Source organism: Sphingomonas sp. TX0543 (assembly GCF_048565505.1).
Taxonomy (GTDB): Bacteria; Pseudomonadota; Alphaproteobacteria; order Sphingomonadales; family Sphingomonadaceae; genus Sphingomonas.
Map to the genome: position 1 here is coordinate 892262 of NZ_JBLZUS010000002.1, position 26213 is coordinate 918474.

Genomic DNA, 26213 nt, shown 5'->3' on the forward strand with positions numbered 1-26213 from the left:
GCTGCGCGATTCTGTCAACCGATTCCCGGCAATCAAACGGGCCGGTGTCGCCGCATCAACTCAGTGTCGATGCTCGCGCCGAAGAGTATACCGCCCGTCCGTGTAATCTGTGAACAGCCCTGCGATAGCGGGATGTTCGATCGGATCGTCACTGTCGTCTGACACCAGGTTTTGCTGGCTGACATAGGCGACATAGGTCGATTCCGCGTTCTCGGCGAGAAGATGATAGAACGGCTGATCCTTGCGGGGCCGGATCTTTTCCGGGATCGCCTCATACCATTCGTCGCTGTTGTTGAAGACCGGATCGACGTCAAAGATCACGCCGCGGAAATCTAGCATGCGGTGACGCACAATCTCCCCAATCGAGAAACGCGCGTGCGAAACAAGCGGCGGGGCAACGGATTCTTTATTGGAGGAGGGTGCGTGTTCGTTCGTCATGCCAACTATCTAGTGGCTCCGTAACGCGTGGCAATGGGTGGGTTGCGCACGCCCTGCAATGCGGTTAGAGGCGCGCCCTCGATCGCCCCGCGTACGCTGCGGACGACCTCGCGGAGAGGTGCCAGAGTGGTCGATTGGGACGGTCTCGAAAACCGTTGTGCCTTTACGGGTACCGTGGGTTCGAATCCCACCCTCTCCGCCATCTCCCAGTCGCCCCGCTTGCATTGACGGTTTTGCCATGCGGCGGGCGGATCGGCTTCAGTAAAAGGTACGGACTGGCATCCGCTTGCGCCACGCGATAAGTCCGCGCCTATGTCCACCACCTTCACCATAGACACTTCCACCAGCCGCGCCACGCCGGTCTCTGCGCCAATGAAGCGCGTCACAGTGCCGGCCGTTCGCAAGCGCAAGGGCGGTGAGCCGCTCGTGATGCTGACAGCCTATACGGTGCGCACGGCGCAATTGCTCGATCCGTATTGCGATCTTTTGCTGGTCGGCGACAGCCTCGGGCAGGTGGTCTATGGCCTTCCTTCCACTGTGCCAGTCACCTTGGAGATGATGGCGGCGCATGGCGCGGCGGTCGTGCGCGGCAGCTATCACGCGATGGTCGTCGTGGACATGCCGTTCGGCAGCTATGAGGCGTCTCCCGAGAAAGCGTTCGAAAGCGCATCCTGGCTGCTAAAGCAGACCGGCGCGGCTGGGGTGAAGCTGGAAGGCGGCGTGACGATGGCGCCGACAGTCAAGTTCCTCGTAGAACGCGGCATCCCGGTTATGGGGCATGTCGGGCTGACGCCGCAGGCGGTCAACACGCTTGGCGGTTATGGCGCGCGCGGGCGAACGCAGGAGGAAGCAACCAAGATCATCGACGATGGCCAAGCAATCGCGCACGCGGGCGCTTTCTCGATCGTCGTGGAAGGCGTCATCGAGTCGATCGCGATCGAGCTGACGCGCTCGATCGACTGCCCCACGATCGGGATCGGTGCATCGGCCCATTGCGATGGCCAAGTGCTGGTGAGCGAGGACATGCTCGGCCTGTTCGAGCGGACGCCGCGCTTCGTGAAGCGTTACGGCGATATGGCAAGCTTCATTTCGGAGCGCGCGGCGGCTTATGCCGGCGAGGTGCGTGCGCGCTCTTTTCCGGGTGTGGAACAGACTTACCAGCCGAAATAGCAAGCCGCTTCCGTTTCGCGCGCCGCGCCGCTAAACAGGCGCGCTTTTCCTGTCCCGGAGTTAACCTTGGCCCTGACGCCGCAAAATAACGAAGCTTTCCTGCGCGAAGTCGACGAGGAGTTGCGCAAAGATCAAGCGCTCGATTTTTGGCGGCGTTATGGCCGGTTGATGATCGTTGCGATCGTCGGCGGCCTCGCGCTTTTCGGCGGCTTCCTGTTCTGGCAGAACCAGCAGCAGAAGACGGCCGATCGTGAAGGCGAACGGCTGCAGGTGGCGTTCGATAACATGGGATCGGGCAAGGTCGATGCGGCATCCACGACACTTGCCGAGCTCGCGCAGTCGAAATCGGATGGCTATCGCGCCGCTGCGCGCTTCACGCAGGCGGATATCGCGCTTCAGAAGAACGATCTGAAGGGCGCAGCGCAGCAGTTCGCCACGATTGCGGGTGATCAGTCCATGGCAAAGCCGTTCCGCGATCTCGCGTTGATCCGCCAGACCAGCGCGGAATTCGATACGCTTAAGCCCGATGTCGTGGTCGGCCGGCTGCGCGGACTTGCGATTGCTGGACAGCCCTATTTCGGCAGCGCCGGCGAGCTGGTGGCGATCGCCTATCTAAAGCAGGGGCGACGCGATCTCGCCAGCCAGCTTTTCGGGCAGATCGCCGCCTCCGAACAGGTGCCACCATCGCTTCGTCAACGCGCGGTTCAGATGGCCGGGGTATTGAGCACGGGTGACGCGAACAACGCGAGCGGCAACGAGAAGGCCAAACAGTAATGAAGAAGGTTTTGGCTGCGCCGCTGGTGATCGCCGCGTTGATAGGGTTGAGCGGATGCGGCATCTTCAAGGGACATGGTCCCAAAAAGACGCCTACGCTGGGCGAACGGATACCGATCCTTGTTTCAGAGAATGGCGCGGCGGTAGAGCCGTCACTTTCTGGCATCGCGGTAACGCTGCCGCCCGCCGCGGCGAATGACGCCTGGGCTCAGCCCGGCGGCAATGCCGCGAAGAATATGGGCAACCTCGCGCTCGCCGCGACCCCGACGCGCGCGTGGAGCGCGCGGATCGATGGCGGATCGAACCGCCAGCGGCTCGGCGCCGCGCCAGTGGTGGCGGACGGCAAGCTCTTCGTCGTGGATGTCGATGCCGTCGTTCATGCTTTCCGCGCGGATAGCGGCGCTGCATTGTGGACGACGCCGATGGCGACGGAGAAGAAGAACAGCGCCGCGCGCTTTGGCGGCGGCGTATCGTACGAAGATGGTAAGGTTTTCGCCACCGACGGTCTTGGCGATGTAGTGGCGATGAACGCAGCCGACGGCGCGATCGTCTGGCGCGCCAAGCCGGGTGGCCCGTTGCGTGGTGCGCCGACTGTGGCCGGCGGCCAGGTTTATGTGCTCAGCCAGGACAATCAGCTCTTCGCGCTTAGCGAGGCCGACGGCAAGGTCGTGTGGGCGGAATCCGGCAGCCTGGAAACGCAGGGTGTGTTCGGTGTCGCCGCGCCCGCGGTCGACGCGGGCACGGTAGTCGCAGGTTTCTCTTCGGGCGAGCTCAATGCCTATCGCTACGAGAACGGACGCACCTTGTGGCAGGATGCGCTTTCGCGCACGTCAATCTCCACCTCGGTATCCAGCCTTGCGGATATCGATGCCGATCCGGTTATCGCCGATGGCCGCGTCTATGCGGTCGGGCAGGGCGGACGCATGGTTGCGCTTGAGATTTCCACCGGCCAGCGGCTTTGGGAGCAAAATCTCGCCGGCACATCTACACCGGTGCTGGCGGGCGAGTGGCTGTTTGTTGTCACCGATGATGCGCGACTGATCTGCCTTTCGCGCGCGAACGGGAAGGTGCGATGGATTTCGCAGCTTCGCGGCTACAAGAATGTGAAGAAGAAATCGGGCGCCTACGTGTGGTTCGGGCCGGTGCTGGCGGGCAACAAATTGTGGTTGACCAACACGCGTGGCGAGATTGTCGGCGTTTCGCCCGCCGACGGCAGCGTCGTCACCACGATTCAGCAGGGTGCCGAGCTTGGTTTGCCGCCGGTCGTCGCCAATTCGACGCTTTACGTGCTCGATCAGAAGGGGCGTTTGACCGCCTACAGGTGACGGCGGCGTCTGTTGCCGCTATTGCGCCGCGATGCCGCTTCCCATCGTCGCGATCGTCGGCCGACCTAATGTTGGCAAATCGACCCTGTTCAACCGTCTTGTCGGAAAGAAGCTAGCGCTTGTCGACGATCGCCCGGGCGTCACGCGTGACCGGCGCGAGGGTGATGCGCATCTGCTGGGGCTGGACTTCCGCATCGTAGATACGGCGGGTTATGAGGACGAGGACCCGGAAACGCTGCCGGGCCGAATGCGTCGGCAAACAGAATCGGCGGTGCGGATGGCGGATGTAGCGCTGTTCGTGGTGGACGCGCGGGCGGGGATCGTGCCGCTCGATGAGGAAATAGCGCGCTGGCTGCGCGGATCGTCCACGCCGATCGTCCTCGTCGCCAACAAGGCTGAGGGGCGCGCGGGCGATCAGGGCGTGCTCGAATCGCTTGCACTCGGGTTCGGCGATCCGGTGCAGCTTTCCGCCGAACACGGCGAAGGCCTCGCCGATCTGTTCGAGGCGCTGCTGCCGCATCTCGAACGCGAAGAGGAAGATCAGCCCTTTCTGGCAGAGGAGGCCGAGCATGATCGCCTCGACGCGCCGCTGCAGCTCGCGATCGTCGGTCGCCCAAACGCCGGCAAATCGACGCTGGTGAACCGGATGCTCGGCGAGGATCGTATGATTACCGGCCCCGAAGCGGGCATCACCCGCGATTCGATCGCGATCGACTGGGAATGGCAGGGGCCGAACGGGCCGCGCGCGGTTCGCCTGATCGACACCGCCGGCATGCGCAAGCGCGCCAAAGTGCAGGACAAGCTGGAGAAACTGTCGGTCGCGGATGCGTTGCACGCGGTCGATTTCGCCGAAGTGGTGGTGCTGTTGCTCGATGCGACGCTCGGGCTGGAGGCGCAGGATCTGCGCATCGCGGACAAAGTATTGTCGGAAGGCCGCGCGCTGGTGATCGCGCTTAACAAATGGGATGTCGCGGCCGATCCGTCGTCGCTGTTCAACGGCGTACGAAAAGCGCTGGAGGACGGGCTCAGTCAGGTGAAAGGCGTGCCGTTGCTCACCGTCTCGGCAGCCACGGGAAAGGGGATCGATCAGTTGATCGGTGCCGCTTTTGCCACCCGCGCCGCATGGTCCCGGCGGGTCGGCACCGGCGAACTCAATCGCTGGTTTGAGCGCGCGATCGAGGCGAACCCGCCGCCCGCGCCCGGCGGCAAGCGCATCAAGATGCGGTATGTGACGCAAGTGAAGACGCGGCCGCCGAGCTTCGTCATTTTCGGCACGCGCGTCGATCAGTTACCGGCGAGCTATGAGCGCTATCTGATGAACAGCATGCGCCGCGATCTCGATTTCGGCGCTGTTCCGATCCGGCTGACGCTGCGTGCGCCGCGCAACCCGTTCGATCATCAGAAATAATGCGGCGAGCGAAGTCGCCGCGGGCGACGGAAGTATACGCGCGGTAACTCATGCTTACTCCGTGTTTACGTTCGGCGATTATGGACAGTGGCAGACGTCGTGATCGATCCCCGAGCACGGAGGGACAAGTGTCGTTCGAAGGCTCAACGCTGATCGACTGGAATACGTTTGCACGCGCCCGCACCGAGCTGGGCGCGGGCTTTATCCGCATTCTGGGCTATTTCCGTGAGGATGGAGTCAAATCGCTCGCCGCGATCGAAAAAGCGGCGCAGGATCAGAACGCCGCCGCGATGGTGATACCCGCGCATACGCTGAAGGGCGAAGCGCTTCAGTTCGGCGCGGAACCGCTGGCGGCGCTGGCCGAATCGATCGAACTTGCCGCGCGTTTTTGCGTAGAGACGCGCGATACGCCGACCGCAATGATCGAGGATATCGTCAAGCTCCGTCCATTGTTCGACCAGACGCTTGCGCTCCTCGAACGCGAGGCAAACCCACTCGCCCAGCGCCGCTCGTCAGGCTTCGGGCGCCGGCCGGGGCAGAGCGGCTTCGGCAACGGTTGAGCCGCCAGCTTAGCCGGCGGCCACCGGGCTTCAGCTATCGTGCTCGCTCTTGGCGTTTAGCTGAACGTAGTTCTGCAGGCCCATACGCTCGATCATTTCAAACTGACGCTCGAGCGTATCGACATGCTCCTCCTCGCTTTCGAGGATCTTCGCGAAAAGATCGCGGCTGACGTAATCCTTCACTTCTTCGCAATAGGCGATCGCGCCCTTCAACTGCGCGACCGCCTCTATTTCCAGCGCGAGATCGGCCTTGAGCACCTCCTCCACCGATTCGCCGATGCGCAACCGGCCGAGAAGCTGAAAATTGGGCAGCCCATCGAGGAACAGTATGCGCTCGGCCAGCCAGTCGGCGTGCTTCATCTCGTCGATTGATTCGTGACGTTCGAACTCGGCGAGCTTCTTCACGCCCCAATGATCGAGCATGCGGTGGTGCAGCCAATATTGATTGATCGCGTCAGCTCGTTCTTGAGCGTCTCGTTCAGAAATTCGATGACGCGCGCGTCGCCCTTCATGCCACTATTACTCCCGTTGCAGCGCGTGTTTTACCCCGCGACAAGGGGTTGCGGCAACGGGAAAATGGCGGATTTCCGCGGCTTATATTGCTGCGACTGTTACGCAGCAGCGCGCTCCTGATCGATAATGGATCGCGCGAACGTGACGCATTGGCCGCACTTCGGCTGCCGGCCAAGCGAGCGATAGGCCTGGCAGGCCGTTCTCGATCCGGCGCGCGCAGCCTCGCGCACCTCGCATTCCCGAATGGCATTACAAACGCAGACGACCATGCGGCACTCCCTCGCTCCAGACATGATCTACCGTTATTGCGACGCGCTCGCAAGACTTTTTGCGTTTGGTTCGCAATCGCGTGTCAATCGTCGCGCCGCATCGTTTGCACGCGCCCGCGCGCGATGCTGCGCCACAACCATTCCGCCGGCCCGTAGGCGAATCGTTCCAGCCACGGCCTCGACCAGAGGAGCATCGCGGCCCAGACGAGCATGACGACGGCGTAAAGTTGCCACCGCTCCAGTCGGCCATACCAGCCCAGGCCATAGCCGTAGAATATCAGCGTACACAGAATGCTGGTGCCGAGATAATTGCTGAACGCCATCCGCCCGACGGCGGCAATGCGCGCCGTCAGCCATCGCGCCCGGCCCGATGTTACGCACAGGATCACGATTGCGGCATGCGCCATCGCCATCCACGGGCGCAGCAGCACGAGATGCAGCGGCTCGCTCAGGATCATCACGATCGGGTCGAAATGCGCGCGGGTCAGCCACACGGTAAGCGCGATGTAACCGGGTATCGTCAATGCATATCCGCCGATCGCTACACGCCAATATGCCCGGCGCTCCCATCCGCCGGAGAAAAACCCGGTGCGAAAAAGGGCCATGCCGAGCAGCATCAGCGCCACCGTTTCCGGCAGCATCAGCGGCATTACCTGCGTTTCGAGCTGGAAAGCCTCATGCGCGCGGGCGATTGCGATCTCGCGCCAGCTGCCACGATAGGTGGCGATATCCTCCGCCGCCGGCTGAACTGGCGGCAGGAGCGCGGCACGGTAGTCTGCCCATCGGATGCGCAGCGCTGCGCCTGCATCCGGCGCGGTCGCAGCCGCCTCGAACCGCCGGGTATCGACATAACCGATCACCCCTGTCGCGAGTTGCCACAGCAGCAGCGCCCCCGCCACGCCCGCAAGCAGGCGCGGCGGCCAGCGCCACAACGCAAACACCAGCGCGCCGCAGACGGCGTAGAGCGTCAATATGTCGCCCGCCCAGATCAGATAGGCGTGGACCAGGCCGATCGCGAAAAGACTTGCCATGCGGGCATAATGTACCCGCGCCGCATTCTCGCCGCCCGCCAGCGCGCGCTCTGCAACCAGCACGGTGGACGCGCCGAACAGCATCGTGAAAAGCGCGCGCATTTTCCCGTCCGCCAGCACGAACACGATCGCCCATGTCCACCAGTTCGCCCCCGCCGCGCCGCCGGCGAACGTCGGATCGACATAGGCATAGGCAGGGAGCGCGAATGAGACGATGTTGAGCAACAGGATGCCCATCACCGCGACGCCACGCACCGCGTCCAGCGTCGCTATCCGATCGGTTGCGGGCGTCACCGGCGGGCGATGAAGGCGATCGGCAGGCCGACAAGCACGATGTGGCAGAACAATTGCGTCACCATCCCGGCGACCGATGGCATCACCCCGAAGCGCAGCGGCACGACGATCAGGTTCATCGCCGCGAAGGTGATGAGGCCATAGCCGATGCCGCCCGCCATCGGCTGTCGTCGCAACCCTGACGAGCGCTCAGCCGCGATCACGAACACCGCCGCCATCAACGCTATCAGCGCATAATGCACCGCCAGCCCGAGCAGCGCGACCGGCAGTCCGCGCACCGGCACGCCCGGAAACGGGCCGGAGGCGACATAGGCGAGCATCTCCGAAACGGTGCGTTTGCCGTAGAACAGCGTCAGCCCGATCGCCGCCAGGATATCGAGCGTACCCGCGACCAGCGTCGCCCGAGCGATCCGCCCGGTTGCTGAAAAGGATGAGGGCTGCTGCATGGGATGCGATCCAGTTGCCGGTTATCCCGATGGGCATAACCGTGGTGAGGGCGGAAGAACAATCGCGACGGCATTGTGCGGCGGTTCGTCCGTGATCTGTCCGCCAAACGAGTTCAGCGCGCCCCGTCACTGGGTAACGAATCGGGGCACACGCCTTAAACCGTCGCCGCGCTAGCGAGCCGGCATGTGGCCTCGCCGGTCTCGATCTGGATTGTCGCATGGCCGATGCCGAAACGATCGTGAAGCATCGCCTGCGCGCCGTGGAGGAAGTCGTCGCCGGGGTGGCCGGCGGGAAGCCGCAGGTGGGCGGTCAGGCCCGGCTCGGTGGTGGACATCGGCCAGATGTGAAGATCGTGTACCTCGCTGACGCCGGGGAGCGCGGCGAGCGCCTCTTCCACCCCGTCATAGTCGATCCCGCGCGGCACGGCGGCTAGCGCCATCTCCACGGTCTCGCGCAGCAGCCCCCAGGTCTGCCAGAAGATCAGCGCGGCGATGATGAGGCTGACGGCTGCGTCGATCCAGGTTGCGCCGGTCGCCCAGATTACGATCCCTGCCACCACCACCCCGGCAGACACCAGCGCATCCGCCGCCATGTGCAGATAGGCGCCGCGAATGTTGACATCACCCTTGCGGCCGGACGCGAACAGCAACGCCGTCCCGGCGTTGACCGCGATACCCACGCCCGCGACTAGAGATACTGTCAGCCCCGGCACCGGTGTTGGCTCGCCGAAGCGCTGTATCGCCTCCAGCGCGATCGCTCCGAGCGCGACCAGAAGCAGCAGCGCATTGGCCAGCGCGGCGAGGATCGTCGACCCCTTCAAGCCATAGGTGAAGCGCTTTGAGGGCGCCGTCCGCGCCAGCGCCGCCCCGCCCCACGCCACGGCGAGGCCCAGTACATCGGAAAGGTTGTGACCGGCGTCTGCGAGCAGCGCGACCGAGTTGAACAGGAAGCCCGCCGCGCTTTCGGCCACGACATAGACGAGGTTAAGCCCGATACCGATCGCGAAGGCGCGGTCCCAGCGGGCGGGGGCGGCATGATGGTGATGCCCGTGCCCGTGCCCGTGCCCGTGGCCATGCCCGGCATGTCCGTGATGATGCGATCCCATCAGGCGACCTCCAGCAATCTTTCCGCCTGCGCGCGGGCTTCGTCAGTTATGATCGCGCCCGACAGCATCCGCGCGATCTCCTCGCGGCGGGCTGGCGCGTCAAGCGCTGTAACGCCCGTGCGGGTGACGATCCCGTCGTGGCGCTTGGCGATCAGCAGATGCGCGTCCGCGCGCGCGGCCACCTGCGGGCTGTGCGTGACGACGAGCAATTGCGCATGACCAGACAGGCGCGCCAGCCGCTCGCCGATCGCGGATGCGACCGCGCCCCCGACGCCGCGGTCGATCTCGTCGAAAACCATCGTTTCCGCGCCGCCCTCCGCCGCCAGCGCCACTTTCAGCGCGAGGATGAAGCGCGACAATTCGCCGCCGCTGGCGATGCGGATCAGCGGCGCGAATGGCGCGCCCGGATTGGTCGATATCTCGAATTCGACGCGGTCCTTGCCCGCCGCCCCCCAGCCCTCCTGTCCCGCGGGCGCGATGCTGGTGCGAAAGCGCGCGGCATCAAGCTTGAGCGGCGCAAGTTCCGCCGCCACCGCCGCATCCAGCCGCCCGGCGGTGGCGGCGCGCGACGCGCTCAGCGCCGATGCGGCTACGTCGTAGGCGTGCGCCGTTTCCGCCACGCGCTTCTCCAGCGCCGCGATGCCTTCCTCGCCGGCATTGAGCCGGGACAATCGCCCGCGCAGATCGTCCGCAAGCGCCGCAAGATCGTCAGGCTGGACGCGATGCTTGCGCGCCAGCCCGCGCAGTTCGAACAGCCGCGCCTCGTCATGCTCAAGCTCGCGCGGGTCGTAAGCCAGCGCGAGGCGGGCGTCGTGCAGGCGCTCCTCGGCGGTGCCGGCCTCGGCAAGTGCGCGATCGATCGCATCGAGCGCCTCTGCAAGCGCGGCGTGATCGGGGGCAATACGCTCCAGCACGCGCGCCGCCTGCCGCAAACGCGCCAGCGCGCCCTCCGAGCCTTCGAGATGGTCGGCGACCGCGCCTAGATCTTCTGCCACCTTGGCGGCGCGCTGCATCGAGCGCCGCTTGTCGGCGAGCGCCTGTTCCTCGCCGGGTTCGGGTGCGAGCGTGTCAAGTTCGGTGACGGCATGCTCCAGCCATTCGCGATCACGTGCCGCCGTATCGACTTCGGCCCGCGCTGCCGCCAGCGCATCCTGGGCGGCGCTGTGCGCGGTCCAGGCGGCAGTTGTGGCGTGAAGGTCGATTCGTCCGAACATGTCGAGCAAGGCGCGATGGCCGGCCGGCGCCAGCAGCCCGCGCTCATCATGCTGGCCGTGGATTTCGACAAGTAACGCGCCGATCTCACGCAGGAGACCAGCCGAAGCGGGCTGATCGTTGATGAAGGCGCGGCTGCCCCCGTCCGCCTTGACGATGCGGCGAATGATCAGCGGCTCGCCCGGCTCTACCTCGAAACCGTTGATGTCGAGCAGGCGCGCGGCATCGGCCGGCGCATCGAACGTAGCGGTGACGGATGCCTGGGTCGCGCCGTGCCGTACCAGCCCGCTGTCCGCGCGCTGGCCGAGTGCCAGCCCGAGCGAGTCCAGCAGGATCGACTTGCCCGCGCCCGTCTCACCCGTCAGCACGCCAAGGCCGGGGCCGAATTCGAGATCGAGCGCCTCGATCAGCACGACATCGCGGATCGACAGCGCGGTCAGCATCGTTCGCACGCGCTGACGCCGGACCGGGCGGCAGTGATCCGCGCCCGGATCATGCCATCAGTTTCCCGGCGTGGTCGAAGACGGGGAGGCAGGAGTCGGCTTGCCGGGCGCTTCCAGTGCAGGAGCGGCGGACGGCGCCGCGGTGCCGGGAGTCGCGACCGGGGTGGTCGCTTGCGTGACCACCGGCTGGCCGGGCGCGAGCGGCGCGATCGCCGTCGGCGGATATTCCTTCACCAGCTTGTACGCCCGCTCATACCAGTCTGTGCCGGGATAGTTCGCGCCAAGTACGGCGGCCGACTTTTCCGCCTCGCCGCGCACGCCGAGCGCCAGATAGGTTTCGGTAAGGCGCATCAGCGCCTCGGGCGTGTGCGTGGTCGTCTGATAGTCGTCGATCACCTTGCGGAAGCGCAGCGTCGCGGCGAGCCACTGACCGCGCCGTTCATAAAAGCGGCCGATCTCCATTTCCTTGCCGGCCAGATGATCTCGGACAAGATCGACCTTCAGCCGTGCGTCGCCGGCGTAGCGCGTGTTGGGATAGCGGCGGATCAGTTCACCCAGCGCGTCCTGCGCCTGCGTGCTGATCTTCTGATCGCGGGTCACATCGCTGATCTGCTCATAGTAACACAGGGCGATCAGGTAATAGGCGTAGGCCGCATCCTTGTTGCCCGGATGGACCGAGATGAAGCGCTGCGCCGACTGGATCGAATCGGTGTAGCTACGCGCAAGATAGTGGCTGAATGCCCCCATCAACTGCGCGCGGCGCGCCCATACCGAATAGGGATGCTGCCGCTCCACCTCGTCGAAGAGGGCCGCCGCTTCCTTGTAGCGATGCTGATCCAGCCGCGTCTTCGCCGCCGTATACAGCGTCCCCACGTCGCGCGCGACATACGGCAGGTCGCCCTTGGTGCGGTTACGCGCGCAGCCGGCGATCGGGAGGGCAAGCGCTGCGACCAGCGCCAGTGCCAGCGGACGAGAGAAAGGGGTACGCATCTGGAACGCCTTTAGCCTATGCCGGACGCCGCGAACAACGGGGAAACGCATTCGCCGCGCCGCGCGTTGAATGCCGGTGATCGGGCTATGCGGAGAAAGACATGACTGCGACCTTGCTGGCGACCAAGCGTGTGGAAAAACCATGGGGGCGACACCGGCTTTATCCCGGCTTTCCCGATCCGGTGCCTGGCGGCGAACCGATCGGGGAGGTGTGGTTTCAGTCACCGCACCCGGAAGAGCCGGAACTGCTCATCAAATATCTGTTCACCAGCGAGAAACTGTCGGTACAGGATCACCCGTCGGACGCCGAGGCGCGCGCGCGCGGGCTGCCGCGCGGCAAGGACGAATGCTGGGTGATCCTTGATGCCGAGCCCGATTCGACCATCGCGATCGGCCCGAAGGCACCGCTGACCGCCGACGAATTGCGCGCGAGCGCGCTCGACGGATCGATCGAGCACAAGCTGGACTGGAAGCCGGTGAAGGCGGGCGATTTCTATTATTCGCATTCCGGCGTGATTCACGCGATCGGCGCGGGGCTGACCGTGATCGAGGTACAGCAGAATTCGGACGTGACGTATCGTCTCTACGACTATGGCCGGGGGCGGGAACTGCATCTTGACGATGGCGTCGCGGTGGCCGACCTGAACCCGTGGACCCCGCCACCAATGCCGGGAGAAGTGTCGCCGGGGCGGACGATCCTGGTGGAAGGGCCGAAGTTCGTCCTGGAGCGCTGGGGCGGCGGGACGCGCAAGATCACGCTGCCTGAGGGCAAATCGGGCTGGCTGGTGCCGATCACCGGCGCGGGCTCGGTGGCCGGCGTGAGGTGGCACGCGGGGGAATGCGTGCTGATTTCGGGCAGCGAGGAACTGCACGCCGAGGCCGGCAGCGATTTGCTATTCGCCTATTCCGGCGCTCAGCGGCTCTGATCGCGCCTGCGCACCTCCCTGCCCCGGCCACGCGCCGGGGCGGGGATCACCGGTTGCCGGATGCCTTCTCGAACATTTCCAGCCGCTCGCGATCCTCGTTCGAGACGAACTCGCACGCCAGCATCGTTTTGCCCTTCAGACCCGGGCCCTGTCGCGCGACGATGGAAACAAGCCCCATGTCCTTCATCGGCTGGTCGGCATCGGGCAGGACGCGCGAGAATCCGAGCGAGGATGCGCCCAGTAATCTGATCTTCTCAGGCACCAGATTATAGGTTTCGGCCAGCTTCGCGGCGACCTGCCCATCGATCAGGACGCCCAGCGCCGATCCCGCGAAGAACACTTCCTGCGTCTCGAAGCCGTCGCGCCCGGCGGGGGCGGGCAGGCGATATACGGCCGCGCCGAACCGCGCCGTATCGGGCTTACCCAGCTTCTGCGCCTCTTTGTACAGCCTGGTGGCCGCGTCGTACGAATAAGGCGGCTGGCAGATCGCGGCGGCGAAGAAATCCGGCGCCGGCGTGGCAGGCTCCGCCGCCGGGGCAGGGCCGGCGGCGGCGAATGCGAGCAGCGCGAGCGCGATCATGCCGCAGCAGTGCCCATCAACTTGGGGAAGAACCCCTCATGTGCGACGCGCAGCGCCTCCAGCGTTACAACATCGTCGCGATTGGGGCGTTCGAAGATCAGCCTCTTGCCGCCCGTGCGCCCGAGCGGCTCCGCCTCGACTCCGGCTTCCAGCGCGGCCTGGAGGAAATCCGCCAGCGCGTGATCGTGGACGGTTACGACATAGACGCCCTGATCTTCTGCGAAAAAGGATTCGGCACAACCGAACGGCTGCTTGCGATCGATCATCGCACCGATATCGCCCGCCAGCGCCATTTCCGCGAGCGTCACCGCGATGCCACCATCGGATACGTCATGCACGGCGGAAAGCTGGCCGGACTGGATCGCCCCCCGGATCAGATCACCAGTTGCCTTTTCCGCCGCCAGATCGACGCGCGGCGGCGGGCCTTCCTCGCGACCATGCACTTCGCGCAACCACAGGCTCTGCCCGAGATGCCCGCGCCGCGTGCCCACCACCATTATCACGTCGCCCGATCCCTTGAAGGCAATCGTGGCGGATTTGCTCCAGTCCTTCAGCAATCCGACGCCGCCGATCGCCGGGGTCGGCAGGATCGCGGAGCCGCCACCGGTCGCTTTGCTCTCATTGTAGAGGCTGACGTTGCCGGACACGATCGGATAATCGAGCGCGCGACAGGCGTCCCCCATTCCCTCCAGACAGCCGACGATCTGGCCCATGATCTCGGGCCGTTGCGGATTGGCGAAGTTCAGGCAGTTGGTGATCGCCAGCGGCGTGGCGCCCACGGCGGTCAGATTACGCCATGTTTCGGCGACGGCCTGCTTGCCGCCCTCCACCGGGTCCGCGAAGCAATAACGCGGGGTGCAATCGGTGGTGATGGCGAGCGCTTTGTCGGTGCCGTGGACGCGCACTACCGCCGCGTCGCCGCCCGGGCGCTGCGCGGTGTCCGCGCCGACCATGTGGTCATATTGTTCCCAAATCCAGCGGCGGCTGGCGATGTCCGGCGAGCCCATCAGCGTCAGCAGATCGGCGGCGATGTCGCTGCTTTCCGGCACGTTGGTCAGCGCCTTGGCGGGCGGGGTGGGGACGTGCGGCCGATCATAGAGCGGGGCTTCGTCCGCGAGTGGCCCGAGCGGGATGTCGCACACGACATCGCCCTTCCACTTCAGCACCATCCGGCCGGTATCGGTGACGTGCCCGATCACCGCGAAATCCAGCTCCCACTTCCGGAAGATCGCCTCGGCGAACGCCTCGCGCCCCGGCTTGAGCACCATTAGCATCCGCTCCTGGCTTTCAGACAGCATCATTTCATACGGCGTCATGCCGCTCTCGCGCTGTGGCACGTCGTCCATTACGAGTTCGATGCCGACGCCACCCTTGGATGCCATCTCGACGCTGGAGGAGGTCAGGCCCGCGGCGCCCATATCCTGGATCGCGACGATCGCGTCGGACGCCATCAGTTCCAGGCATGCCTCGATCAGCAGCTTTTCGGTGAACGGATCGCCGACCTGCACCGTGGGGCGCTTCTCTTCCGAATCCTCGGAGAAATCGGCCGAGGCCATCGTCGCGCCGTGGATGCCGTCACGCCCGGTCTTGCTGCCCACGTAGACGATCGGATTGCCGATCCCGGATGCTGCCGAGTAGAAGATCTTGTCGGTATCCGCGACGCCCACCGTCATCGCATTGACCAGGATATTGCCGTCGTAGGCGGGGTGAAAATTCACCTCGCCGCCCACCGTCGGCACGCCGACGCAATTGCCATAGCCCCCGATGCCGTGCACCACGCCGGAAATCAGGTGGCGCATCCTGGGATGATCGGGCCTGCCGAAGCGCAACGCGTTCATGTTCGCCACCGGCCGCGCGCCCATCGTGAACACGTCGCGCAGGATCCCCCCTACGCCCGTCGCCGCGCCCTGATAAGGCTCGATATAGCTCGGGTGGTTGTGGCTCTCCATCTTGAAGATCGCCGCCTGCCCGTCACCAATATCGATCACGCCGGCATTCTCGCCGGGGCCGCAGATCACCCAGGGCGCTTCGGTCGGCAGCTTCTTGAGGTGGATACGGCTGGACTTGTAGCTGCAATGCTCGGACCACATCACCGAGAAGATTCCAAGCTCCACCAGATTTGGCTCGCGGCCAAGCGCGTGGAGAAGTCGGTCATATTCCTGCGGGGAGAGGCCGTGTTCGGCAACGATCTCGGGCGTGATCTGGCTCATGGCTGCGCCTTTAGGGGGCAAGGCCGATCGGAACAACACCAGGATGGCATCGACGCATTGCAATCAATCCCTGGCGCGGATTCTCAACCGGCGGAGCAGGCCGCGTTTCGAGAGCGGCTCGAACATTTCGGTCGGTCCTTCCGGGTCCAGAACCTCATTGTCCGCCAGCCATTTCTGGACATCGTCCAGATCGGGCACCTCATAGGGGATCAGCGTGTGGCCGCCCCCCCGGCGTGCCTCGATCGTGGCGATCAGGCCGTGTTCGGCGATGTCGGCGGCGATAGATGCCGGATCGCAGCCAAGATGCTCCGCCACCAGCCCGTCGCGGATCGCCGCGATGCGCGCGCCATCGTCAACGATGGTGACATCGCATTCGGTATCGAGCCTTAGCGAGCGATTGTTGAAGTTCGACGAGCCGACGCGAACCACCTCCTCATCGATCACCAGCACTTTGGCATGGACGTAGATCGCGCGGCCGGAGGTGGTGACCGGGTGATAAATGCGCAGCCGACCATGAGGATCGTTCTGTTTCAGCGCCTGAAACAGCCGGGCGCGCGCAGTATCCATCGCGATCGGCTCCAGCCAGCCCTGCGCGACGACGGGATTGATGATGACAATCTCGGGCCCGTCCGGCTCCGTCAGGCGCGCCGCGATCGCCTCCGCAACACGGCGTGAAGCGAAATACTGGCTCTCGGCATAGATGCGCCGCCTCGCGCGGGCGATCAGGTGGACGTAGAGGTTCTCTATTTCCAGCACTTCGGGCTGATCGCCGCAGTGCGGCTGGGTGCGGGAAATAGCGACGTCGATGTCCGTGAAGTCGGGGGTCAGGCTGGGCGGCCAGCCTTCGCCGTGGCGCGCGGGCGGGTGGATCGGTCGGCCTCCCGCGATCCGCCAGCGCTCGCGGCACAACTCGCCAAGCGCCGCAGCGACCGGGCCCTCGAGCGCGGTGGTTGCGTCATGCCACGGTTTGTATGGTTTGCCTCGGGGGGTAACACGGTGCACATCGTCGTCGCGATGGTCGCGCGTGTCCCAACGGGCGTCGGTCATGTCGATGCCGCCGCAGAATGCGATCGAATCGTCTATCACCACGATCTTCTGGTGCTGCGACGCGGCGATCGGATGGTGACCGTCAAGCTTCAGGTGGATCCGACGCCGGGCGAACCGCCATTTCGTGAGCGTCCACAGCGTCTTGCCTCGAAACAGCGTCTTCAGCGCGCCTTTGTCCCAGCGCAGGATATATACTTCCAGCCCGGGCGTACGATCCACCAGCCAGCCGATGAAGTCGCCCACCGTCACCGGAGCGACTACCTCCTCGTCGTCGAATACAAGAGAGATGCGCGCGTCGAAATCCCAGCCGACCAGCAGGATTTGCCGACGCGCCCGTTGCATCGCTTCCCATGCCGCACGGAAGTAATTGTCCGCGTCGATGACGACGGAAGCGCGACTGGCGCGCGCGGTGCGCCAGCGGGTATTCGCAGGCAGCGTCACAGTATGTCGCGCACCCGCTCGGGTGGGCGGGCAATGACGACGCCCTTGTCGGTCTCGACTACCGGGCGTTCGATCAGCGCCGGATCGGCGGCCATCGCATCCAGCGCCTCGTCATCGCTGGCCAGCGCCGGCGCATCCTTGCGCAGCGCTGCACGCGGGGCGATGCCGCCGCGCGCATAGAGCCGTGCCAGCGCGTCGCGCGTCGGCGGCGTCTTGAGATACTCGACGATGGTGACGTCCACGCCTGCTTCGTTGAGCAACGCAAGCGCCTCACGGGATTTCGAGCAGCGGGGGTTATGCCAGATAATAGCCTTCATCGCCTCCCTCTAGACCAGCCGGACGCGCGGTCCACCCTTCAGAACGCGTGTGCGCCCGACCCAGAAGGCGAGCGCCGCGAGCAGCGCATAAGCGACCAGCGCGGTCAAAGGTTGCGAGGCGGGGACCGGGTCGATCACCATTGTCGGTTGCGGGCTCAGCCAGTTGAACGCCTGCACCCCCGCCAGCGCGACCGCCAGCACCACCAGCGGCAGCCGCGCGCCGCGCGTACGGCCGGCATAGAAAAGCAGCGCGCCGCCGGTCAGCGCCACTTCCAGCGGCATTTCGATCGCCGGATGATTCCACAAGCCGAGCCCGTAGCGCGCGCCGCCGCCCAGCAACGTCAGATCCGGCGCATGGACCAGCAGGTCAAGAAACCAGTGCGACGCCACCACCGCCGCGCCGATCGCCGCCGCCGGCCACCCACCACCCAGCAAGCGCGTGCCCACCGCCCAGGCCGCCGCGAACCCAAGCGCGCCGATCAGGCTGTGCGTGTAGGGCATGCTGTACAGGTCCATCGCGTTCATGACGGTGAAGCCGGGCACCGCGCGCATATGTTCCGCGCCGAGCAGCACGAACGAGAAAAAGGCGATGTCGACGAGTTGCGCGGCGATGAACAACGGCCCCAAGCGCGGTGCCTTCGGGCTGGTCGCCGCGACGATTGCCGGTGCATAATGGCCGATGAACATGCGCTGCCTCCCCGTCCCCGCTCAGGGAGCGAGCGTCGCCCACGCGCGCGGGCGACGCAAGCGAAAGCGGCTGGTGGCGCGCCCGGCGCTATGGCTGCTTCGCCAGCCACTCCTCCAGCCACTTGATCGTATACTTGCCTTCCTGGAAATCGGGATCGTCGAGCAGGGCCTGATGCAACGGGATGGTCGTCTTCATCCCCTCGATCACGAATTCCTCCAGCGCGCGGCGCAACCGCCGCAGTGCGCCCTGCCGGGTGGTTCCATAGACGATCAGCTTGGCGATCATGCTGTCGTAATAGGGGGGCACCTTGTAGCCGGCGTAAAGCCCCGAATCGACGCGCACGTGCATCCCGCCCGGCGCGTGATACTGTTTCACCATCCCCGGTGAGGGCGCGAACGTGCGCGGGTCTTCGGCGTTAATGCGGCATTCGATCGCGTGGCCGCGGATGTGCACATCCTGTTGCCGCAACGTCAGCGGATGGCCCTCGGCGATGCGGATCTGCTCGCGCACCAGATCGAGGCCGGTCACCATCTCGGTCACCGGGTGCTCAACCTGAAGGCGGGTGTTCATTTCGATGAAATAGAATTCCCCGTCTTCCCACAGAAACTCGATCGTCCCCGCCCCGCGATAGCCCATGTCGGCCATCGCTTTCGCGACGATCCCGCCCATCCGCTCGCGCTCCGCCTCGGAAATGACGGGGGAGGGCGCTTCCTCCAGCACCTTCTGGTGGCGGCGCTGGAGCGAGCAGTCGCGCTCGCCGAGATGGATCGCGTTGCCGTTGCCGTCACCGAATACCTGGAATTCGATGTGGCGCGGGTTGCCGAGATATTTTTCGAGATAGACGGTCGCGTCCCCGAACGCGGCCTTCGCCTCGGTGCCGGCCTGCGCCATCTGCGTTTCGAGCGCCGCCTCGTCGGTCACGACCTTCATGCCGCGCCCGCCGCCGCCGGAGGCAGCCTTGATGATGACGGGATAGCCGGCCTCCGCCGCGATCGCCTTTGCCTCCGCAAGATCCGAAATCGGCCCGTCCGAACCGGGAACGAGCGGCAGGCCAAGCGCACCCGCAGTGCGCTTCGCCTCGATCTTGTCGCCCATCGTGCGGATATGTTCGGGCTTCGGCCCGACGAAGATCAGACCGTGCGCTTCGACGATCTCCGCGAACTTGGCGTTCTCGGAGAGGAAGCCGTACCCGGGATGGATCGCCTCCGCGCCGGAAATCTCGGCGGCCGAAATGATGTTCGGGATATTGAGATAGCTGTCGGCGGCCGCCGGCGGCCCGATACAGATCGCCTCGTCGGCGAGCCGGACGTGCATCGCATCGGCATCGGCGGTGGAATGGACCGCGACCGTCTTGATGCCCATTTCGTGGCAGGCACGATGGATGCGAAGCGCGATCTCGCCGCGATTGGCGATGAGCAGTTTCTTGATCTGCGGCATGTGCGCCTTACTCGACCACGACGAGCGGCTGATCGAACTCGACCGGCTGGCCATTTTCCACCAGCACGGCCTTCACCGTGCCGGCGGTGGGGGCCAGGATCGGGTTCATCACCTTCATCGCCTCGACGATCAGCAATGTGTCGCCGGCCTTCACCTGTTTGCCCGGCGACACGAACGGCGCCGCGCCCGGCTCCGCCGAGAGATAGACCGTGCCGACCATCGGCGAACGCACCGCATTCGCATTGCTCGGCGCAGCCGGCGCCTCTGCCGTGACGAGCGGCGTCGCGGCGACCGGCGCGGGGGCCGCCACCGGCGCCGGGGCGTAATGCATCGCCGGCGCGGCCGCGGCCTTGCGCGCGACGCGGATCTTGCGATCGCCTTCCTCAACCTCGATCTCGGTGAGGTTGGTCACGTCGAGCAGCTCGGCAAGCTGGCGCACCAGCCCGACATCGACCTTCATCGCGCCCTTGTTGTCTTCGTTGTCAGCCATGTGACCAATGTTCCCCTGGGAATTCAGGGCGCGCGCTCTGTCAGAACCGCGCCGCCGCTTCAAGCGCAAGCATATAGGAGGTCGCGCCGAAACCGGCGATCGTTCCCTTCGCGGCGCGCCCGACGAAAGAATGGTGGCGGAATTCCTCCCGCGTGTGTGGATTGGACAGGTGCACCTCGATCACCGGCGTCCGCACCGCCTTGATCGCATCATACAGCGCGATCGAGGAATGGGTGAAGGCACCGGCATTGAGGAGCACGGCCTTCGCGCCCTGTGCCTGCGCCTCGTGGAGCCAGTCGACTAGATGGCCCTCGTGGTTCGACTGGCGCATGTCGATCTCCAGCCCCAGTTCGCGGGCGCGATCCTCCAGCCGCCCGGCGATGTCGTCGAGCGTATCATGGCCGTAGATATCCGGCTCGCGCGTGCCGAGCAGGTTCAGGTTCGGGCCATTAAGGACGTAGACGAGGCCGGTCATCGCGCGCCTTCTCGCATTGCGGGCGAAGGAGCGCAACATCGCCCTGCGCCGCATTGCCCCCATGGGCTTTGAACCCTAGATGGCGCGGCATGACGCACACTGACGGCACCATCTCGATCACCGTTAACGGCGAGCATCGCCGCGTCGCGGCCGGCCTCACGCTTGCTGCCCTCGCGAGCGAACTCGGCCTCGCGCCCGAGAAGGTGGCGGTGGAGCGCAATCTGGTCGTGGTGCCGCGCTCCACGCTTGCCGAGGTGCGGATCGAGGACGGCGACGAGCTGGAGATCGTGCATTTCGTCGGCGGCGGCGATCATGACGACACCTGGACGGTGGCGGGGCGCACCTTCCGCTCGCGGCTGATCGTCGGCACCGGCAAATACAAGGATTTCGCGCAGAATGCCGCCGCACTGGAGGCGTCCGGCGCCGAAATCGTCACGGTCGCGGTGCGCCGCGTCAACGTCAGCGATCCGAACGCGCCGATGCTGACCGATTTCATCGATCCGAAGAAGATCACCTACCTGCCCAATACCGCCGGCTGCTTCACCGCCGAGGAGGCCATCCGCACGCTGCGGCTGGCGCGCGAGGCGGGCGGCTGGGATCTCGTCAAGCTGGAAGTGCTGGGCGAGGCGCGCACGCTCTATCCCGACATGGTGGAAACGCTCCGCGCGACCGAGGTGCTGGCCAGGGAGGGCTTCCTCCCGATGGTCTATTGCGTGGACGATCCGATCGCGGCGAAGCGGCTGGAGGATGCCGGCGCGGTGGCGATCATGCCGCTGGGTGCGCCGATCGGCTCGGGGCTGGGCATCCAGAACGAGGTGACGATCCGGCTGATCGTGGAGGGCGCGGGCGTGCCGGTGCTGGTCGATGCCGGTGTCGGGCAGGCGTCCGATGCAGCGCGGGCGATGGAGCTGGGCTGCGACGGTGTGCTGATGAACACCGCGATCGCAGAGGCGAAAGATCCGCTGGTGATGGCGGCGGCGATGAAGGCGGCGGTGGAGGCGGGGCGGCTCAGCTATCGCGCCGGCCGCATGGGCAAGCGCCGCTATGCCGATCCGTCAAGCCCGCTCGCCGGGCTGATCTAAGGAACCGCACGCGGGCTTGCCCGTTCTCTTCCCAGACAGGCCGCGTGGCCGGCATCTGAGAAGGAGATCGACAATGGGCGAGCTGATCGACAAGGTCAAAGGCAACGTGAACGAAGCCATCGGCAAGGCGAAGCAGGCCATTGCGGACAAGGATCCGGCAACCCGCACCGAGAAGGATGCGAAGCTGGAAGCCGAAGGTGCCGGTCAGGAGCTGAAGGGCAAGGCCCAGCAGGTGGCCGGCTCGGTAAAGGGCGCGTTCGGCAACAAGATCTGACCGACGCGCACAGTTTGAGCTGATGGAAGGGCCGCTCCGGGAAGCCGGAGCGGCCCTTTTCCGTGGACCGGTCCATCAGGAGTAATAGCGGTTCACCGCCTCGCGATGGCGGACAGGGTGGTGCCGGCGGTGATCTGCTCGATGTCCGTCTTCACATGCAGCAAGCGTACGCCGCGCTGCGCCATCGCGCGCTCCAGCGCCGGAGCGAAATCCTCCGTTTGCGTCACCGTTTCGCTCCACCCGCCATAGGCGCGGGCGAGCGCCGCGAAATCGGGGTTGGCGAGACGGGTGGCGGAGACGCGCCCGGGAAACTCGCGCTCCTGATGCATGCGGATCGTTCCATAGGCGCCGTTGTCAACCAGCACGACGAGCATCTCGCAGCCATGCTGCACGGCGGTTGCAAGTTCCTGTCCGTTCATCAGGAAATCGCCGTCGCCGGCCAGCGCCACCACGCCGCGGCCCGGATGGCGCAGCGATGCCGCCACCGCCGCCGGCACGCCATAGCCCATCGCGCCGGCGGTGGGCGCGAGCTGTGTTCCCGGCCCGGCATAGCGCCAGTAGCGGTGCCACCAGCCGGAGAAATTGCCCGCGCCATTGCAGATGATCGTATCTGCCGGCAGCCGCTCCCGCATCGCGGCGACGCACGGACCCAGATCCATGGCGACGCCTGCGCGCGCCTGCGGCGTCGACCAGACGAGATAATCGGCATGTGCCGCCGCGCCCGCGGTTCGGGCCGGGGCATCGATCGACGCAACGGCGCTGGCGAACCCTGCCATCGACGCGCAGATCGCCAGATCGGTGGCATAGGTCATGCCCAGTTCGTCGGCATCGGGATGAACATGCACCAGCCGCTGACCGGGATGATCGGGCGTAATGAGCGTATAGCCGTCGGTGGTCGCTTCCCCCAGCCGCGCGCCTGCGACGAGCAGCAGATCCGCTTCCTTCACCCGCGCGACCAGCGCCGGGTTCGGGCCATAGCCCAGGTTGCCGGCGTAGACCGGGCAATCGTTCGGCACCGCATCCTGCCGCCGGAAAGCAGCGACCACCGGGATGCCGATGCGTTCGGACCAGGCGCCGAAATCGCGGGCTGCGTCCGCGTCCCAGCCCGCACCGCCGATGATCGCGACCGGGCGTTCGGCCGCCGCGAGCAATGCCGCCAGCCGGTCGACCGCGGCGCTGTCGGCCGCCTGCGCGATGCGCTCGACGCGTGGGCGATCGATTGCCTCCACCTCGTCGAGCAGCATGTCCTCGGGCAGCGCGAGTACGACCGGGCCGGGGCGCCCGTTCATCGCGACGGCATAGGCGCGCGCGACATATTCCGGGATGCGCCGCGCATCGTCGATCCGGGCCGCCCATTTGACGACCGGGCCGAACATCGCCTCGAAATTGATTTCCTGAAACGCCTCGCGATCGCGCGTGCCACGATCGACATCCCCGACGAACAGGATCATCGGCTGGCTATCCTGCGTCGCGACATGCGCGCCGATCGAGGCATTGGTCGCACCCGGTCCGCGCGTGACGAAGGCGATGCCGGGACGGTGCGTCAGCGCGCCGTCTGCGCAGGCCATGAAGGCGACGCCGCCTTCCTGACGGCAGGTGACGACTTCGATCGCCGGGGCATCCACCAGCGCATCGAGCACCGCGAGGAAGCTCTCCCCCGGCACGGTGAAGATACGATCGCAGCCTTGCGCCACGAGTTGATCGACGAGGATGCGCCCCCCGGTGCGGATATTGCTCTCCATCCACGCCGTCTAGCCGCGCGGCGGCGGCGGTGGAAGGGTGGCTATTGCTAAGTCGCCCGCCTTGGACGATCCTTTCTCAAGACAGATAAGGAGAGCGAGCGCGTGCGCGATTTCACCCTTGTGGCCGATGGGCTGCGTTTCCCCGAAGGCCCGGTGGCGATGCCTGACGGCAGCATCATCCTGGTCGAGATCGAGCCGGGGCGCATCACCCGCGTTACGCCGGACGGCCGCAAGGAGACGGTCGCGGAGCCGGGCGGCGGCCCGAACGGTCTGGCGATGGGGCCGGACGGCATGCTTTATTGCTGCAACAACGGCGGCTTCGACTGGAACGAGAACGGCGGCTATCTCGCCCCGCACGGGATCGCGAGCGACTATGCCGGCGGTCGTATCGAGCGGATCGATCCGGCCACCGGAAAGGTCGAGGTGCTCTACAGCTCCGGCGACTTCGGCTGCGTGCTGCGCGGCCCGAACGATATCGTGTTCGACAGCCATGGCGGCTTCTGGTTCACCGATCACGGCAAGGTCGATTATGCGAAGCGTGCCCATGACATCGTTGGGATATTCTACGCCAAGGCCGACGGCAGCCACCTCGAAGAGGTGATCTTCCCGTCGAACAACCCCAATGGCTGCGGTCTCTCCCCCGACGGCAAGACGCTGTACGCGGCGGAAACCTACACCTGCCGCCTGATGAAATTTAACATCACCGCCCCCGGCAAGGTGGCGCCCGACGCGGGCCCGGGCGGGCCGGGCATCCCGCTCTATCGCCCGGCGGGGTATAAATTCTTTGATTCGCTGGCGGTGGAGGCGTCCGGCAACATCTGTGTCGCCACGATCGGCGAATGCGGTATCAGCGTGATATCGCCAGCCGGAGAACTCGTCGAGTTCGTCGCCACCGACGATATCTTCACGACCAATATCTGCTTCGGGGGCGATGACATGCAGGATGCCTGGATCACGCTTTCCGGCACCGGCCGGCTGGTCAGGACGCGCTGGAAGCGCCCCGGCCTGAAACTGGAATATTGACCGGTGCGCCCCCGCCATCGCGAAACCCATGTCGTAGACCGGATCGGCTGGCTGCGTGCCGCCGTGCTGGGGGCAAACGACGGCATCCTTTCCGTTTCCAGCATCATCGTCGGCGTGGCGGCGGCGAAGCCCGGTGCGGCGGCGATATTGCTCGCGGGTGTGGCCGCGCTGGTTGCCGGGGCGATGTCGATGGCGGCGGGCGAATTCGTCTCGGTCAGCAGCCAGGCCGACGCGGAAAGCGCCGACCGCGCCAAGGAAGCGGCCGAGCTCGCGGCTGATCCAGAAGGCGAGCATCGCGAACTGGCCGCGATCTATCACGCACGGGGGCTGGACGAGGCGCTGGCCGAACAGGTGGCGAGACAGCTTGCCCGGCATGACGCGCTGACAGCGCACCTGCGCGACGAACTGGGGCTGAGCGACGCCGTGGCCGCGCGGCCCGTCCAGGCGGCGTTCGCGTCGGCGGCCAGCTTCTTCGCCGGTGGCGCGGCGCCGATGCTCGCGGTGTTGATCGCGCCGGCGAGCGCGCTTGCCTGGGCGGTCCCGCTGGTGGCGCTGTTGCTACTGGGCGTGCTGGGCGCGATCGGCGCGAATGCCGGCGGCGCTTCACCGGCGAGGGGGGCGCTGCGCGTGACCTTCTGGGGGGCGGCGGCGATGCTTGTCACCTATCTGATCGGGCATCTGGTCGGCACGACTTTATAGCGGCGGGGCTTGCGATCCGCCGCGCGTCGCGGCACGAGGCGGATCGATGCAGCGCGACACAGTGATTTTCGATTTCGGCGGGGTGATCACGTCATCTCCGTTCGAGGCGTTCAACCGGCTGGAGCGGGAACGCAACCTGCCGACGGATTTCATCCGCAAGGTCAACGCGCTGTCACCGGATGACAACGCCTGGGCGCGGTTCGAGCGGGCGGAGATCGATTCGGCCGGGTTCGACGCCTCTTTCTCGCAGGAGGCGAAGGCGCTCGGCCACGAACTGCGCGGCGAGGATGTGCTGGCGGTCCTTGCCGGGGATATCCGTCCGCGTATGGTCCACGCGCTCGACTGGCTGAAGCGCCACGGTTATCACCTTGGCTGCATCACCAATAATGTGCCGGCGGGCGAAGGCGCCGGGATGGAGCGCAGCCGCGAGCGGGCGAAGGCGGTGACCGAGGTGCTCGCGCGGTTCGATTGCGTGCTCGAATCGAGCAAGGTCGGCGTGCGCAAGCCCGATCCGCGCATCTATCAGATGATGCTCGATCATTTCGCGAAGCCGGCAGCGGCATGCGTCTATCTCGATGATCTCGGCATCAACTGCAAACCGGCGGCAGGGCTCGGGATGCACGCGATCAAGGTGACGGGCGAGGCGCAGGCGCTGGACGACCTTGCCGATGCGCTGGGAGTGGAAAAGGGGTTGTTCTGAAAGGTCGCTGCGGATTTGCGACGAAACCTGAATAGCCATTCAACTTCACTTGCGATGGCTTCAGTCCGGCGGTAATCGGCGGCCCGGACGATGGAGCGTAAGC

Annotated in this window: 27 protein-coding genes, 1 tRNA gene and 1 pseudogene; 12 read left to right on the forward strand and 17 right to left on the reverse strand. The window is 65.7% G+C overall.

Annotated elements, in window-relative coordinates:
* Positions 1-60: 60 nt before the first annotated feature.
* Positions 61-438 (reverse strand): heat shock protein HspQ, encoded by a 378-nt coding sequence (hspQ, locus tag ACM61V_RS04925; protein WP_137787902.1) that lies wholly within the window; start codon positions 436-438, stop codon positions 61-63.
* Positions 439-550: 112 nt separating this feature from the next.
* Here hspQ and ACM61V_RS04930 point away from each other — a divergent pair.
* The 6 genes from ACM61V_RS04930 (at position 551) to ACM61V_RS04955 (ending at position 5675) form a co-directional block, all read left to right on the forward strand.
* Positions 551-640: transfer RNA gene (locus ACM61V_RS04930), tRNA-Ser, on the forward strand.
* 110 nt (positions 641-750) lie between these two features.
* Positions 751-1608 (forward strand): 3-methyl-2-oxobutanoate hydroxymethyltransferase, encoded by an 858-nt coding sequence (gene panB, locus ACM61V_RS04935; RefSeq protein WP_137787901.1) that lies wholly within the window; start codon positions 751-753, stop codon positions 1606-1608.
* Positions 1609-1674: 66 nt separating this feature from the next.
* The gene (locus tag ACM61V_RS04940) at positions 1675-2382 is read left to right on the forward strand and encodes a tetratricopeptide repeat protein (RefSeq protein WP_137787900.1); all 708 of its coding nucleotides are present in this window, start codon (positions 1675-1677) and stop codon (positions 2380-2382) included.
* The gene (locus ACM61V_RS04945; protein WP_137787899.1) at positions 2382-3707 is read left to right on the forward strand and encodes a PQQ-like beta-propeller repeat protein; all 1326 of its coding nucleotides are present in this window, start codon (positions 2382-2384) and stop codon (positions 3705-3707) included. Before ACM61V_RS04940 ends, ACM61V_RS04945 begins: the two co-directional genes overlap by 1 nt.
* Before the next feature lie 31 nt (positions 3708-3738).
* The gene (der, locus tag ACM61V_RS04950) at positions 3739-5115 is read left to right on the forward strand and encodes a ribosome biogenesis GTPase Der (RefSeq protein ID WP_137787898.1); all 1377 of its coding nucleotides are present in this window, start codon (positions 3739-3741) and stop codon (positions 5113-5115) included.
* 128 nt (positions 5116-5243) lie between these two features.
* A complete protein-coding gene (locus ACM61V_RS04955; RefSeq protein WP_249341682.1) occupies positions 5244-5675 on the forward strand; it encodes an Hpt domain-containing protein in 432 nt (143 codons plus the stop codon).
* A gap of 30 nt (positions 5676-5705) precedes the next feature.
* Here ACM61V_RS04955 and bfr read toward each other — a convergent pair.
* From bfr to bamD, 7 genes and pseudogenes are all read right to left on the reverse strand, one after another.
* A pseudogene (bfr, locus tag ACM61V_RS04960) lies at positions 5706-6187 on the reverse strand (bacterioferritin).
* A gap of 99 nt (positions 6188-6286) precedes the next feature.
* On the reverse strand, positions 6287-6457 hold the full coding sequence (locus ACM61V_RS04965; RefSeq protein ID WP_137787895.1) for a (2Fe-2S)-binding protein: 171 nt from the start codon (positions 6455-6457) through the stop codon (positions 6287-6289).
* Positions 6458-6540: 83 nt separating this feature from the next.
* Positions 6541-7782, reverse strand: a complete 1242-nt coding sequence (locus tag ACM61V_RS04970) for a DUF418 domain-containing protein (protein WP_419713858.1) — start codon at positions 7780-7782, stop codon at positions 6541-6543.
* On the reverse strand, positions 7779-8228 hold the full coding sequence (locus tag ACM61V_RS04975; RefSeq protein ID WP_137787893.1) for a hypothetical protein: 450 nt from the start codon (positions 8226-8228) through the stop codon (positions 7779-7781). Before ACM61V_RS04975 ends, ACM61V_RS04970 begins: the two co-directional genes overlap by 4 nt.
* 155 nt (positions 8229-8383) lie before the next feature.
* Positions 8384-9334, reverse strand: coding sequence for a cation diffusion facilitator family transporter (locus tag ACM61V_RS04980; protein WP_137787892.1), 951 nt, complete (start codon positions 9332-9334; stop codon positions 8384-8386).
* The gene (gene recN / locus ACM61V_RS04985) at positions 9334-10989 is read right to left on the reverse strand and encodes a DNA repair protein RecN (protein ID WP_137787891.1); all 1656 of its coding nucleotides are present in this window, start codon (positions 10987-10989) and stop codon (positions 9334-9336) included. Before recN ends, ACM61V_RS04980 begins: the two co-directional genes overlap by 1 nt.
* A gap of 57 nt (positions 10990-11046) precedes the next feature.
* The gene (bamD, locus tag ACM61V_RS04990; RefSeq protein WP_137787890.1) at positions 11047-11979 is read right to left on the reverse strand and encodes an outer membrane protein assembly factor BamD; all 933 of its coding nucleotides are present in this window, start codon (positions 11977-11979) and stop codon (positions 11047-11049) included.
* Between the two features lie 101 nt (positions 11980-12080).
* On the opposite strand from bamD, the gene ACM61V_RS04995 reads away from it, so the two are divergent.
* Entirely contained in the window at positions 12081-12905 is an 825-nt protein-coding gene (locus ACM61V_RS04995) for a phosphoheptose isomerase (RefSeq protein WP_137787889.1), read from the forward strand.
* Positions 12906-12951: 46 nt separating this feature from the next.
* Here ACM61V_RS04995 and ACM61V_RS05000 read toward each other — a convergent pair whose 3' ends face one another.
* The 8 genes from ACM61V_RS05000 to aroQ all read right to left on the reverse strand — a co-directional run bounded on the left by ACM61V_RS05000 (position 12952) and on the right by aroQ (position 20590).
* On the reverse strand, positions 12952-13485 hold the full coding sequence (locus ACM61V_RS05000) for a hypothetical protein (RefSeq protein ID WP_137787888.1): 534 nt from the start codon (positions 13483-13485) through the stop codon (positions 12952-12954).
* Positions 13482-15695, reverse strand: a complete 2214-nt coding sequence (gene purL, locus ACM61V_RS05005; RefSeq protein ID WP_137787887.1) for a phosphoribosylformylglycinamidine synthase subunit PurL — start codon at positions 15693-15695, stop codon at positions 13482-13484. Before purL ends, ACM61V_RS05000 begins: the two co-directional genes overlap by 4 nt.
* A gap of 63 nt (positions 15696-15758) precedes the next feature.
* The gene (locus ACM61V_RS05010; protein ID WP_249341681.1) at positions 15759-17183 is read right to left on the reverse strand and encodes a phospholipase D-like domain-containing protein; all 1425 of its coding nucleotides are present in this window, start codon (positions 17181-17183) and stop codon (positions 15759-15761) included.
* Positions 17180-17500 carry an arsenate reductase family protein gene (locus tag ACM61V_RS05015; RefSeq protein WP_137787886.1) on the reverse strand — a complete coding sequence of 107 codons (321 nt, stop codon included), beginning with the start codon at positions 17498-17500 and terminating at the stop codon, positions 17180-17182. The genes ACM61V_RS05010 and ACM61V_RS05015 overlap by 4 nt, the downstream gene beginning before the upstream one ends.
* Before the next feature lie 9 nt (positions 17501-17509).
* Positions 17510-18187 carry a hypothetical protein gene (locus tag ACM61V_RS05020; RefSeq protein ID WP_137787885.1) on the reverse strand — a complete coding sequence of 226 codons (678 nt, stop codon included), beginning with the start codon at positions 18185-18187 and terminating at the stop codon, positions 17510-17512.
* 88 nt (positions 18188-18275) lie between these two features.
* Positions 18276-19625: an acetyl-CoA carboxylase biotin carboxylase subunit gene (accC, locus tag ACM61V_RS05025; protein ID WP_137787884.1), complete on the reverse strand. Its 1350-nt coding sequence runs from the start codon at positions 19623-19625 to the stop codon at positions 18276-18278.
* Positions 19626-19632: 7 nt separating this feature from the next.
* The gene (accB, locus tag ACM61V_RS05030) at positions 19633-20115 is read right to left on the reverse strand and encodes an acetyl-CoA carboxylase biotin carboxyl carrier protein (RefSeq protein WP_137787883.1); all 483 of its coding nucleotides are present in this window, start codon (positions 20113-20115) and stop codon (positions 19633-19635) included.
* Between the two features lie 40 nt (positions 20116-20155).
* Positions 20156-20590 carry a type II 3-dehydroquinate dehydratase gene (aroQ, locus tag ACM61V_RS05035; protein ID WP_137787882.1) on the reverse strand — a complete coding sequence of 145 codons (435 nt, stop codon included), beginning with the start codon at positions 20588-20590 and terminating at the stop codon, positions 20156-20158.
* Positions 20591-20679: 89 nt separating this feature from the next.
* Here aroQ and thiS point away from each other — a divergent pair, with 89 nt between their 5' ends.
* On the forward strand, positions 20680-21672 hold the full coding sequence (gene thiS / locus ACM61V_RS05040; RefSeq protein ID WP_137787881.1) for a sulfur carrier protein ThiS: 993 nt from the start codon (positions 20680-20682) through the stop codon (positions 21670-21672).
* Positions 21673-21745: 73 nt separating this feature from the next.
* A complete protein-coding gene (locus ACM61V_RS05045; RefSeq protein WP_137787880.1) occupies positions 21746-21946 on the forward strand; it encodes a CsbD family protein in 201 nt (66 codons plus the stop codon).
* A gap of 92 nt (positions 21947-22038) precedes the next feature.
* Here the strand turns inward: ACM61V_RS05045 and ACM61V_RS05050 are convergent, their stop codons facing one another.
* Entirely contained in the window at positions 22039-23688 is a 1650-nt protein-coding gene (locus ACM61V_RS05050) for a thiamine pyrophosphate-binding protein (protein ID WP_137787879.1), read from the reverse strand.
* Between the two features lie 102 nt (positions 23689-23790).
* Between ACM61V_RS05050 and ACM61V_RS05055 the strand changes: the two genes are divergently transcribed.
* Genes ACM61V_RS05055 through ACM61V_RS05065 form a run of 3 tightly spaced genes read left to right on the forward strand, consistent with a single transcriptional unit; the run spans position 23791 to position 26110 of the window.
* Positions 23791-24711 carry an SMP-30/gluconolactonase/LRE family protein gene (locus ACM61V_RS05055; RefSeq protein WP_419713859.1) on the forward strand — a complete coding sequence of 307 codons (921 nt, stop codon included), beginning with the start codon at positions 23791-23793 and terminating at the stop codon, positions 24709-24711.
* A gap of 3 nt (positions 24712-24714) precedes the next feature.
* Positions 24715-25410: a VIT1/CCC1 transporter family protein gene (locus ACM61V_RS05060; protein WP_137787877.1), complete on the forward strand. Its 696-nt coding sequence runs from the start codon at positions 24715-24717 to the stop codon at positions 25408-25410.
* 46 nt (positions 25411-25456) lie between these two features.
* Positions 25457-26110, forward strand: coding sequence for an HAD-IA family hydrolase (locus ACM61V_RS05065; protein ID WP_137787876.1), 654 nt, complete (start codon positions 25457-25459; stop codon positions 26108-26110).
* Positions 26111-26213: the final 103 nt, after the last annotated feature.

Bases quoted from the DNA above. Each gene is read 5' to 3' on its own strand.
- hspQ (WP_137787902.1), bottom strand. From the start codon at position 438: ATGACGAACGAACACGCACCCTCCTCCAATAAAGAATCCGTTGCCCCG.
- panB (WP_137787901.1), top strand. From the start codon at position 751: ATGTCCACCACCTTCACCATAGACACTTCCACCAGCCGCGCCACGCCG.
- ACM61V_RS04945 (WP_137787899.1), top strand. From the start codon at position 2,382: ATGAAGAAGGTTTTGGCTGCGCCGCTGGTGATCGCCGCGTTGATAGGG.
- der (WP_137787898.1), top strand. From the start codon at position 3,739: ATGCCGCTTCCCATCGTCGCGATCGTCGGCCGACCTAATGTTGGCAAA.
- ACM61V_RS04965 (WP_137787895.1), bottom strand. From the start codon at position 6,457: ATGGTCGTCTGCGTTTGTAATGCCATTCGGGAATGCGAGGTGCGCGAG.
- ACM61V_RS04975 (WP_137787893.1), bottom strand. From the start codon at position 8,228: ATGCAGCAGCCCTCATCCTTTTCAGCAACCGGGCGGATCGCTCGGGCG.
- ACM61V_RS04980 (WP_137787892.1), bottom strand. From the start codon at position 9,334: ATGGGATCGCATCATCACGGACATGCCGGGCATGGCCACGGGCACGGG.
- recN (WP_137787891.1), bottom strand. From the start codon at position 10,989: ATGCTGACCGCGCTGTCGATCCGCGATGTCGTGCTGATCGAGGCGCTC.
- bamD (WP_137787890.1), bottom strand. From the start codon at position 11,979: ATGCGTACCCCTTTCTCTCGTCCGCTGGCACTGGCGCTGGTCGCAGCG.
- ACM61V_RS04995 (WP_137787889.1), top strand. From the start codon at position 12,081: ATGACTGCGACCTTGCTGGCGACCAAGCGTGTGGAAAAACCATGGGGG.
- ACM61V_RS05000 (WP_137787888.1), bottom strand. From the start codon at position 13,485: ATGATCGCGCTCGCGCTGCTCGCATTCGCCGCCGCCGGCCCTGCCCCG.
- purL (WP_137787887.1), bottom strand. From the start codon at position 15,695: ATGAGCCAGATCACGCCCGAGATCGTTGCCGAACACGGCCTCTCCCCG.
- ACM61V_RS05015 (WP_137787886.1), bottom strand. From the start codon at position 17,500: ATGAAGGCTATTATCTGGCATAACCCCCGCTGCTCGAAATCCCGTGAG.
- ACM61V_RS05020 (WP_137787885.1), bottom strand. From the start codon at position 18,187: ATGTTCATCGGCCATTATGCACCGGCAATCGTCGCGGCGACCAGCCCG.
- accC (WP_137787884.1), bottom strand. From the start codon at position 19,625: ATGCCGCAGATCAAGAAACTGCTCATCGCCAATCGCGGCGAGATCGCG.
- accB (WP_137787883.1), bottom strand. From the start codon at position 20,115: ATGGCTGACAACGAAGACAACAAGGGCGCGATGAAGGTCGATGTCGGG.
- aroQ (WP_137787882.1), bottom strand. From the start codon at position 20,590: ATGACCGGCCTCGTCTACGTCCTTAATGGCCCGAACCTGAACCTGCTC.
- thiS (WP_137787881.1), top strand. From the start codon at position 20,680: ATGACGCACACTGACGGCACCATCTCGATCACCGTTAACGGCGAGCAT.
- ACM61V_RS05045 (WP_137787880.1), top strand. From the start codon at position 21,746: ATGGGCGAGCTGATCGACAAGGTCAAAGGCAACGTGAACGAAGCCATC.
- ACM61V_RS05050 (WP_137787879.1), bottom strand. From the start codon at position 23,688: ATGGAGAGCAATATCCGCACCGGGGGGCGCATCCTCGTCGATCAACTC.
- ACM61V_RS05065 (WP_137787876.1), top strand. From the start codon at position 25,457: ATGCAGCGCGACACAGTGATTTTCGATTTCGGCGGGGTGATCACGTCA.